Annotated in this window: 11 protein-coding genes and 3 tRNA genes; 6 read left to right on the top strand and 8 right to left on the bottom strand. The window is 58.5% G+C overall.

Features of this window, described 5'->3' with window-relative positions:
- The 3 genes from AC1DNW_RS34415 to AC1DNW_RS34405 form a co-directional block, all read right to left on the bottom strand.
- The coding region (locus tag AC1DNW_RS34415) for a GTP-binding protein (RefSeq protein ID WP_477855646.1) at positions 1 to 272 on the bottom strand (272 nt) is incomplete at its 3' end.
- A gap of 351 nt (positions 273 to 623) precedes the next feature.
- A tRNA-Gly gene (locus tag AC1DNW_RS34410) sits at positions 624 to 697 on the bottom strand.
- A gap of 24 nt (positions 698 to 721) precedes the next feature.
- Positions 722 to 806, bottom strand: a tRNA-Tyr gene (locus AC1DNW_RS34405).
- Between the two features lie 203 nt (positions 807 to 1,009).
- Here AC1DNW_RS34405 and rlmB point away from each other — a divergent pair.
- The 3 genes from rlmB (at position 1,010) to AC1DNW_RS34390 (ending at position 2,436) form a co-directional block, all read left to right on the top strand.
- Complete coding sequence (gene rlmB, locus AC1DNW_RS34400) at positions 1,010 to 1,900, top strand: 23S rRNA (guanosine(2251)-2'-O)-methyltransferase RlmB (protein ID WP_113301278.1); 891 nt, start codon at positions 1,010 to 1,012, stop codon at positions 1,898 to 1,900.
- Positions 1,901 to 2,073: 173 nt separating this feature from the next.
- Complete coding sequence (locus AC1DNW_RS34395) at positions 2,074 to 2,232, top strand: hypothetical protein (RefSeq protein WP_477832728.1); 159 nt, start codon at positions 2,074 to 2,076, stop codon at positions 2,230 to 2,232.
- A 60-nt stretch (positions 2,233 to 2,292) separates the two neighbouring features.
- Positions 2,293 to 2,436: a hypothetical protein gene (locus AC1DNW_RS34390; protein ID WP_162748577.1), complete on the top strand. Its 144-nt coding sequence runs from the start codon at positions 2,293 to 2,295 to the stop codon at positions 2,434 to 2,436.
- 18 nt (positions 2,437 to 2,454) lie between these two features.
- On the opposite strand, the gene AC1DNW_RS34385 is transcribed toward AC1DNW_RS34390, so the two are convergent.
- From AC1DNW_RS34385 to AC1DNW_RS34370, 4 genes are all read right to left on the bottom strand, one after another.
- Positions 2,455 to 2,988 (bottom strand): TetR/AcrR family transcriptional regulator, encoded by a 534-nt coding sequence (locus AC1DNW_RS34385; protein ID WP_477832729.1) that lies wholly within the window; start codon positions 2,986 to 2,988, stop codon positions 2,455 to 2,457.
- A gap of 74 nt (positions 2,989 to 3,062) precedes the next feature.
- Positions 3,063 to 3,569: a DinB family protein gene (locus tag AC1DNW_RS34380; protein ID WP_113310788.1), complete on the bottom strand. Its 507-nt coding sequence runs from the start codon at positions 3,567 to 3,569 to the stop codon at positions 3,063 to 3,065.
- Positions 3,570 to 3,764: 195 nt separating this feature from the next.
- Positions 3,765 to 4,091 (bottom strand): hypothetical protein, encoded by a 327-nt coding sequence (locus AC1DNW_RS34375; protein WP_113310785.1) that lies wholly within the window; start codon positions 4,089 to 4,091, stop codon positions 3,765 to 3,767.
- A gap of 105 nt (positions 4,092 to 4,196) precedes the next feature.
- Positions 4,197 to 4,272 (bottom strand) — tRNA-Thr (locus tag AC1DNW_RS34370).
- A gap of 238 nt (positions 4,273 to 4,510) precedes the next feature.
- Here AC1DNW_RS34370 and AC1DNW_RS34365 point away from each other — a divergent pair.
- Genes AC1DNW_RS34365 through AC1DNW_RS34355 form a run of 3 tightly spaced genes read left to right on the top strand, consistent with a single transcriptional unit; the run spans position 4,511 to position 6,856 of the window.
- Positions 4,511 to 5,284: an NAD kinase gene (locus AC1DNW_RS34365; RefSeq protein WP_477855645.1), complete on the top strand. Its 774-nt coding sequence runs from the start codon at positions 4,511 to 4,513 to the stop codon at positions 5,282 to 5,284.
- Between the two features lie 4 nt (positions 5,285 to 5,288).
- Positions 5,289 to 5,807 carry a hypothetical protein gene (locus AC1DNW_RS34360; RefSeq protein ID WP_477855644.1) on the top strand — a complete coding sequence of 173 codons (519 nt, stop codon included), beginning with the start codon at positions 5,289 to 5,291 and terminating at the stop codon, positions 5,805 to 5,807.
- Between the two features lie 29 nt (positions 5,808 to 5,836).
- The gene (locus tag AC1DNW_RS34355) at positions 5,837 to 6,856 is read left to right on the top strand and encodes an alpha/beta hydrolase family protein (RefSeq protein WP_113310783.1); all 1,020 of its coding nucleotides are present in this window, start codon (positions 5,837 to 5,839) and stop codon (positions 6,854 to 6,856) included.
- A 52-nt stretch (positions 6,857 to 6,908) separates the two neighbouring features.
- On the opposite strand, the gene prfB is transcribed toward AC1DNW_RS34355, so the two are convergent.
- Positions 6,909 to 8,040 (bottom strand): peptide chain release factor 2 gene (gene prfB / locus AC1DNW_RS34350; RefSeq protein WP_477855643.1). Its coding sequence is split into 2 segments (ribosomal slippage): positions 6,909 to 7,970 and positions 7,972 to 8,040, totalling 1,131 coding nucleotides; the frame shifts between segments, so codons are not numbered across the junction.
- Between the last annotated feature and the right edge of the window lie 91 nt (positions 8,041 to 8,131).

The following is an 8,131-nucleotide window of genomic DNA, read 5'->3' as shown; positions in this document are numbered from 1 at the left end:
GCACCGGTGATCATGTTCTTGACATAGTCGGCGTGGCCGGGGCAGTCGACGTGCGCGTAGTGGCGGGCCGGCGTCTCATACTCGACGTGAGCCGTCGAAATGGTGATGCCGCGTGCCTTTTCTTCCGGTGCAGCGTCGATCTGGTCATACGCCTTGAACTCACCGAAATACTTCGTGATCGCTGCCGTCAGAGACGTCTTGCCGTGGTCAACGTGGCCGATCGTGCCGATGTTGACGTGCGGCTTGTTGCGCTCAAACTTACTCTTTGCCATTTGAATGCTTCCTGTGGACGTAAAATGGGTGACCCCGGCGAACCGGTTTAGTGCCGCCGTTTAAGGCTTTCGGCGAAATTGCGCAAGACTTAATTGCAGACGCCATTCTTCGCGTGTGAGCGCATATGGGAGCTAATTCGCAACCCGCAAGACGATTCGCCTGTGCCCTCCCCAAAACATCTGAAATTCCAGACAAAATCGACAGAAGGCCTGGGCTCGCGCTTCAGCCAAGCCCAGAGGCAGCTGCGATTTTTGCAATCGCCGCGCAAGCATCACATAGTGCTGGCGACACAGCACCTTCCGCCTCGAACGCAACGCGCTAAAACAAGTCTTCGATAGTGGGGATCAAGCTGGAGCGGGTAGCGGGAATCGAACCCGCGTATTCAGCTTGGAAGGCTGCTGCTCTACCATTGAGCTATACCCGCGGGGTGGTCCGATCCAATGACGAATGGTGGAGAGAGTTGGATTTGAACCAACGTAGGCTGAGCCAACGGATTTACAGTCCGTCCCCTTTAACCACTCGGGCATCTCTCCAGTTTTTCGTCCGGATCGTGAGACCAAGTTCGTCAGACTTTGAAGCATTGCCGCCCCGTCGTCTGCGCCGCGTATATGACCGGAGCATTTCAGTCTGTCAACACGAAGACAATGGAAAAGACAGGAAAAATTTCATCGCCTGTTGAAAGCCGGCGTAAGAAAGAAGGTCTATGCGGAAACAGGCGCCATCGTTATAAAGCCGCATGAGCAAAGATAAGAAATCCGGCGACACGCCCATCACTGACAAGTCCGCAAAGGACACGCATTACGCAACGCTGCGACGCGCGCATCGCGACGGCAAGCGCGAACGCGGTGAAATCCCGACGCCGGCGCCGCAGAAGCGCAAGCGTGGCGGGGACGACTGGAAGCCGCCGGCGATGGCCCCCGACCAGGTCTTCCTTTACGGCCTTCATACCGTTCGCGCCGCGCTCGAAAATCCGGAGCGCAAGAAGATCAAGCTATCGGTCACGCAGAACGCGCTTGCGCGATTGGAGATCGATCCCGAGACGATCGGCATTCCCGTCGAAATGGTTTCGCCACAGGATATCGACAAGGTGCTCGGCCCCGAAGCAATCCATCAGGGCGTGATGCTGGAAACAAGCCCCCTGCCCGTCCGAAGGCTGGAAGCGCTGAAGGACAGTCCGCTGCTTCTCGTGCTCGATCAGGTGACCGATCCCCACAATGTCGGCGCCATCATGCGCTCGGCCGTCGCCTTCAATGCAGGCGCAGTTATCACCACCCAGAGACATAGCCCGACCGAATCGGGCGTACTTGCCAAATCGGCTTCCGGCGCGCTGGAACTCATACCTTATATACAGATCACCAATCTCTCGGATGCGCTCGGCGAATTGCACAAGCTCGGCTTCTTCACGATCGGGCTCGATTCGGAGGGACCGGCGCCACTGGAAGGCACGTTCTCAGGTGGCAGAATAGCGCTTGTGCTCGGCGCCGAAGGCAAGGGCCTGCGGCAGAAGACTCGGGAAACCGTCAGCGCGCTTGCCCGTCTCGATATGCCTGGCGCCATCAAATCGCTGAACGTATCGAATGCCGCGGCGATTGCGCTTTATGCGGCGGGGCTGCATCTAAAGGCATAGACCACAGCCTGCAGATCACTCTTAATATGTCGTGGACAGAGGCAAGGATCCCGCCATCGCGGTTGAACACCTCCTCCTCTGGTCCATATTCCGCGTTGGAAAGAGCTTGCTGGTCACTATTGTCGGCAACGCATTTTATCCCCTGGGGCACCGGACAAAAGGAAATCCGCATTATGGCATTTCGACCGCTGATCTTCGGTGTTCTCTTCATTGCGGTCTTCGTCATGGTCATTTTGAGCATCATGTGGGTGGACAAGTCTCACCCGATCCGMCAGCCGGATCCGCTGGCGCCGTCGACGACGCCAGCAAGCCCACCTCCGTCAGCGCAATAGCCGATCCGGAACCCGCAAAGCCGTCAGACGTTTAATCCCGCAAGACAAACAGGGATTTAAATGTTCATGCGCCTGATGATTGCTGTCGTTGCCATTATGATTGCCTCGGTGCTCAGCCTCGCGATGATGTCTCCGTCCGGCGCCGGACAGACGGGCAACGGCACGAAGATCGCATCAAGTGTGAACGCACCCGAGCAGAAGTGAACCTGACGTCAAATCTCCTCAACGGACGAGACGCCGGACGTTTTCCGCGATATTGCCGAGTAGCCGCGCACGGTCAGCGCCATTTTCGCCGACACCGTCCTGATTTACGACACCATGAAGGGCGTTGAACAGGAACATGGCGGTGAATGCCGGGTCCGCCAGCGGCCAAGCCCCTTCGCGGTCGCCTGCTGCAAGGAGTTCCGCGAGATCATCTATCAGGATGTTGCTTGTCAGGCCTTCGCGGCTCGGCGGCGGAGCAACAGCAAAGACAAGGTTGTGAAGGGGCGATGCGTTCAGGTAGCCCTCGGCGCAGGCTTTTGCCCAGGCTGTCAACTTGCCGTTCCAGTCGCTTACACCCTGTTTACCCACTTCTTCCACGATGCCGTTCAGGAGATTTTGAACGAAGCGGGTCCGCAATGCTTCGATAACATCCGCCTTCGAGGAGAAGTGAAGGTAGAAGGCTCCCTTCGAGACGGCAGCGCCCTGGGTGATCTCCTCGATCGTCGTATGCTCAACCCCCTTGTCGAGAAAGAGGCGTTCGGCCGCAAGCATGAGCTCGTCCCGTCTTTCCTCAGCCGGTTTAGTCCTTGGCCTGCCGGCCACGCGTGGTGCCATCGGAAAATCCGTCAATGCCCGCGACGCTGAGGCTCCGCTCGATGAAGGTAGCCTGCGAAGACGTCCCGCATAGCAGTGTTTTCAATGTCAGGCAAAAGACGACCGGCCTCGCCACGGTGATAGCCGCTATGTGTAATCACATGGGCAAGCATCTCCTCCCGCGACATACGGCCCTGTCCGCCATCGGTGAAAGTGAAGTCKATCACCTCTTCCAGCTCGTCGGGCGTAAGCCGCAATACATAGTTCAGATACCATTCATCGGTTTGCCTGATCGCGGAGGCGAGATCGGCAAAGGCCGGCGGCTCCCTGCTCCAACTCGCCGTGTACCCGTGAAACTTCTTCTGCAGGTTGGCGGCGAAGATCCGGTCGACGATATGCGCGTGATTGAGGACGCGGAAAGCGGACAGCAGCTCCTCGGATGGCCCCCGATCGGAAAATGAGTCGAGAGCGTCCAGCAGTTCCTCATCGACGTTGGCCTTATACTGAAACAAGGAGGTCAAAAGCGTTTTTGCAGACATGGCGAACTCCATCGCGGCGGGCATCTGCCTTCTTCTATATTATTGACTGGTGGTCAGTCAATAATATCTGTCTGCTCGAAGCACCTAGTCTATGCGGCAGAATGCATGTTTACAGGCACAAAAAACCCGCCGCACGGTTGGACCTTTGCGACGGGATTTTGTTTAGGCCGGCAACCGCCCTTTGCTGATCAGCCGTCAGCTCCGGTAGAGCCAGTAGGGCCGATCATGATGGCGCCAGCGACGTTCGCGCCAACGTTCCTCTCCCCGCCACTCGCGACGCTCATAGCCCCAGGCCGGTCGCCAATAGCGGCGTTCACGCCAGTCTCGGCGATCCCGCCAATCGCGGCGATCCCGCCAATCGTCACGATCGCCCCAATCACGATCACCGCCGCGGACCTGAATCACATCGCTCTGGTGTGAGACTTCCGGACGGTTGAGAGGGACAGCCGCAGCCGGTGCTACGGCGGAAAACAGGGTACCTGCCGAAAGAGCAACGGCTAGGAGAAAATTGGCGACCTTCATGGCTCACTTCCTCGTTTCTGATGAAGCGAGAATGGCCGAGCGCACCTGAATTGCCGCTGAATCGACCCTTCAGTCTTTGTTCATGTCATGGAATGGTTGGAAAACTGGTGCCCCCGCCAGGGTTCGAACCCGGGACCCCCTGATTACAAATCAGGTGCTCTACCAACTGAGCTACAAGGGCAACGGCTGCGAAGTAGCAGATTCTGATCTTTTGTAAAGAAAATTTGCCTCTTTCGGGCAGTCGAAGAAGGCTATCCACAGCCGTTGTCGATCAGCGCTATGGTTGGGAAAGCCCGGTGGACTAAATCGCGGGCCGATCTATGGGTGATAAGATCATCCGAACTTCGCGCGCAACGCAAAACGTCTTGTCGTACAAGCCCTTTATCCTTTAGCTAGAGCAGCATAACAAAGGGCATTGCATGGGCAGGTCATTTCAGACGCTTTCTTTTATCGCTTCGCCGACGACCGAAGCGCTCGCCGCACGGGATGAGCTGATTCGTCTTTACGGCGATGTGCCCGCAAACGAGGCCGACGTCATCGTCGCACTCGGCGGCGATGGCTTCATGCTTCAGACGCTGCACAGCACGATGAACAGCGGCAAGCTCGTCTACGGTATGAATTGCGGATCAGTCGGCTTCCTGATGAATGACTACAAGACAGATGGCCTGCACGACCGCATCTGTTTCGCCGTCGAGAATGCCTTTCATCCGTTGAAAATGACGACGCGCAATKCCGACGGCAGCAATTCGTCCGCGCTTGCGATCAACGAGGTCTATCTTTTCCGGCAATCCTATCAGGCGGCGAAGCTCAGGGTGGAGATCGACGGGCACGTGCGGCTGGAGGAACTGATCTGCGATGGCTTGATGGTGGCAACGCCTGCGGGCTCTACCGCCTACAATCTTTCCGCTCACGGTCCGATCCTGCCGCTTGACGCCCCCCTGCTCGCCATGACGCCAGTCAGCGCCTTCCGTCCGCGACGCTGGCGCGGAGCGCTGCTTCCCAACCGCGTAACCGTCGACATCCACATATTGGAAGCCGAGAAGCGGCCGGTGAATGCCGTCGCCGACAATACGGAGATCAAATCCATACTGCATGTGCGCATCGCCCAATCCGAGGACATGACAGCACGCATCCTTTCCGATCCCGACCGCTCTTGGTCGGACCGGATTTTGGCAGAACAATTCGAGGATTGAAATAATGGCGATGCGGCAAGCATTTATGACGGCGTTCCTCGTAGCGGGATGGGCGATCRCCGCCGAGGCACAGACCGTTCACGACGATATCCTGCCGGCCTCGATCATCTTCGCGACCAGCACCGGCTATTGGGAAGACGACGGCAATTCGCTGCCGGTCGAGCGCGCGCCGACAACCACCCAGAGCGTCAGCACCGCTGATGCCAAGCCGCAGCAGCGGCGACACGGCTATTACAAGCTTTTCGCCGTGCGCCAGTCCGACAAGACCTCCAAGGTCTACCTGCAGCAGATCGCGCAGAGCGACGCCGGACCCGCCATCATCTCGACGGTCGAATTGCAGGAAATCAGCGACCTCAAGCCCTATGTCACAGATATCCGGCCCGAGAATTCGAGCGGCATCATCAAGGAGCCTGGCCTGTTCGCCACGGTCTATGTGAAGACCGACCCTAGCGCCGAATCCGATGGCTGGACCGTGCTGATCGACGAGTTCGGGGACATTACCGTGGAGAAGGCGACGAACTGAGTGTCACCGGACTGTTCGAGGCATAGGCCATGAAACTCGGCTTTCGCGAAGGCGTGCTTCACGACGAGACGCGGCCGGACTGGGACGCGATCGGCCCAAGACCGATCCGCTGGTCCCTATGGTATCCAGCAGCCGAGGGCTCGCTCGAAACCGAAATCCCGGGACGAAGCTGGTTCCGAAGGGTGGCAGTTGCCCGCGATGCCCCCCTTCAGCCAATGGCGAAGCCCTACCCGCTGGTCCTGCTGTCGCATGGCACCGGCGGATCGGCTGCCGGGCTGGAATGGCTTGCCAGCCGCCTGGTCAATCGAGGATTTATCGCGCTCGGCGTCAACCATCACGGCAATACCAGCGGCGAGCCCTATCGCGCCGAGGGTTTTGCCTGTCTCTGGGAGCGCGCGCCCGATCTAAGTCTCATGCTCGACCGCCGCGAGGACTGGCAGGGTGATCTTGCCGGGCATATCGATACCGATAGCGTGTTCGCCGCCGGATTTTCAGCGGGAGCCTATACGGTCATGCTGCTCCTCGGCGCTGTCGCGCAATTCTCGCAGTTCGAACAATCCAGGCTGAAGCCTGGAGGACCGCGCGGTCCGAGGGAGTTTCCTGACCTCGCCGATCATATTCCGTCGCTGCTTGGCACGAGCACGGCATTTCGCGATTCATGGTCGAGGATGTCGCAATCCTATCGCGATGACAGGATCAGAGCGGCATTGGTCTGCGCGCCGGGTCGATCGGTCCGAGGCTTCAGTGAAGACAGCCTGAAAGCCATTGATGGGCCTGCCCTCATTCTGGTCGGTGATGCCGACAACACGGCTCCGGTCGAAGAGTGTTCAAATTGGCTGCATGCACGACTTGATCGAAGCCTCCTCAGGATACTTCCGGGCGGGCTTGGGCATTATGTCTTCCTGCCGGAGGGCACGCCAATGGGACTTTCCTTCGCAGAACATCTCTTCACCGATCCGGCAGGCATAGAACGTGCTGATGTCCACGAGGAGATCGCCGAACTGTCAGGTGGGTTCTTTCACAGAACTGACATTCCAGTGGACACCTGAAAAAGAAAAGCCCCGTTTCCGGGGCCTTCTATCTCAGATCTGTCTTCACTGGTCAGTCGACATCGTCGACGACAGCGTCGGCTGCGCCGCTGATGCGGTGAGCAAGTGCGGCTTCCATGAACTCGTTCAAGTCGCCATCGAGCACGTCGTCAGGAGCCGTGCTCGCAACGCCGGTGCGCAGGTCTTTTACCAGCTGGTAGGGCTGCAGAACGTAGGAGCGGATCTGGTGGCCCCAGCCGATATCCGTCTTGGAAGCGGCTTCGGCGTTGGCGGCGTCCTCGCGCTTCTTCAACTCGGCTTCGTACATGCGGGCGCGCAGCATGTCCCAGGCCTTGGCGCGGTTCTTGTGCTGCGAACGCTCCTGTTGGCACTGCACGACGATGCCTGTCGGGATATGCGTGATGCGCACTGCCGAGTCGGTGGTGTTAACGTGCTGGCCGCCGGCGCCCGACGAACGGTAGGTGTCGATACGGCAGTCGCTTTCGTTGATCTCGATCTGGATCGAGTCGTCGACGACGGGATAGACCCAGATCGACGAGAAGGATGTGTGGCGGCGCGCATTGCTGTCGTAGGGCGAGATGCGCACGAGACGATGGACGCCCGATTCCGTCTTCAGCCAGCCATAGGCGTTATGGCCTTTTACCAGCAATGTGGCGGATTTGATGCCGGCTTCTTCCCCGTCATGCACTTCCATGAGCTCGACCTTGAAGCGCTGGCGCTCGGCCCAGCGGGTGTACATGCGCAGAAGCATGTTCGCCCAGTCCTGGCTTTCCGTGCCGCCCGCGCCGGAATGGACTTCCAGGTAGGTGTCGTTGCCATCAGCTTCGCCTGATAGCATGGCTTCGACCTGTCGGCGGGCTGCCTMGGCCTGCAGGCTTTTCAGCGCGGCCTCGGCTTCCTTGACGATGCTTTCGTCGCCTTCTTCTTCCCCGAGTTCAATGAGCTCGACATTGTCGGAAAGCTGCTGTTCCAGCGCCCTGACCCCATTGATGCCATCATCGAGCTGCTGACGCTCGCGCATCAGCTTCTGGGCTTCCTGTGCATCGTTCCAGAGGTTGGGATCCTCTGCCTTGTTGTTCAACCAGTCCAGTCGTCTTACCGCCTGGTCCCAGTCAAAGATGCCTCCTCAGCAGGGTGATAGCCTGCTTGGTTTCATCGACTATGTTCTGGATTTCCGCTCGCATTTTCCTGCTTCTTTGCTTCGGTATTCTGGGAATGCCGGGCTATTCTTTAAGGCTCGTGACATAGAGACGCCTGCCGCGGATGTAAAGAGCC

This window comes from Rhizobium sp. 05L429 (assembly GCF_056397645.1).
Note: the sequence above shows the minus strand (reverse complement) of the source record. Positions and strands in the feature narration are given on the sequence as shown.

Excerpts from the sequence above, each read along its gene's own strand:
- rlmB (WP_113301278.1), top strand. The coding sequence starts at position 1,010 with ATGAGCAAAGATAAGAAATCCGGCGACACGCCCATCACTGACAAGTCC.
- AC1DNW_RS34385 (WP_477832729.1), bottom strand. The coding sequence starts at position 2,988 with ATGCTTGCGGCCGAACGCCTCTTTCTCGACAAGGGGGTTGAGCATACG.
- AC1DNW_RS34355 (WP_113310783.1), top strand. The coding sequence starts at position 5,837 with ATGAAACTCGGCTTTCGCGAAGGCGTGCTTCACGACGAGACGCGGCCG.
- AC1DNW_RS34390 (WP_162748577.1), top strand. The coding sequence starts at position 2,293 with ATGTTCATGCGCCTGATGATTGCTGTCGTTGCCATTATGATTGCCTCG.
- AC1DNW_RS34375 (WP_113310785.1), bottom strand. The coding sequence starts at position 4,091 with ATGAAGGTCGCCAATTTTCTCCTAGCCGTTGCTCTTTCGGCAGGTACC.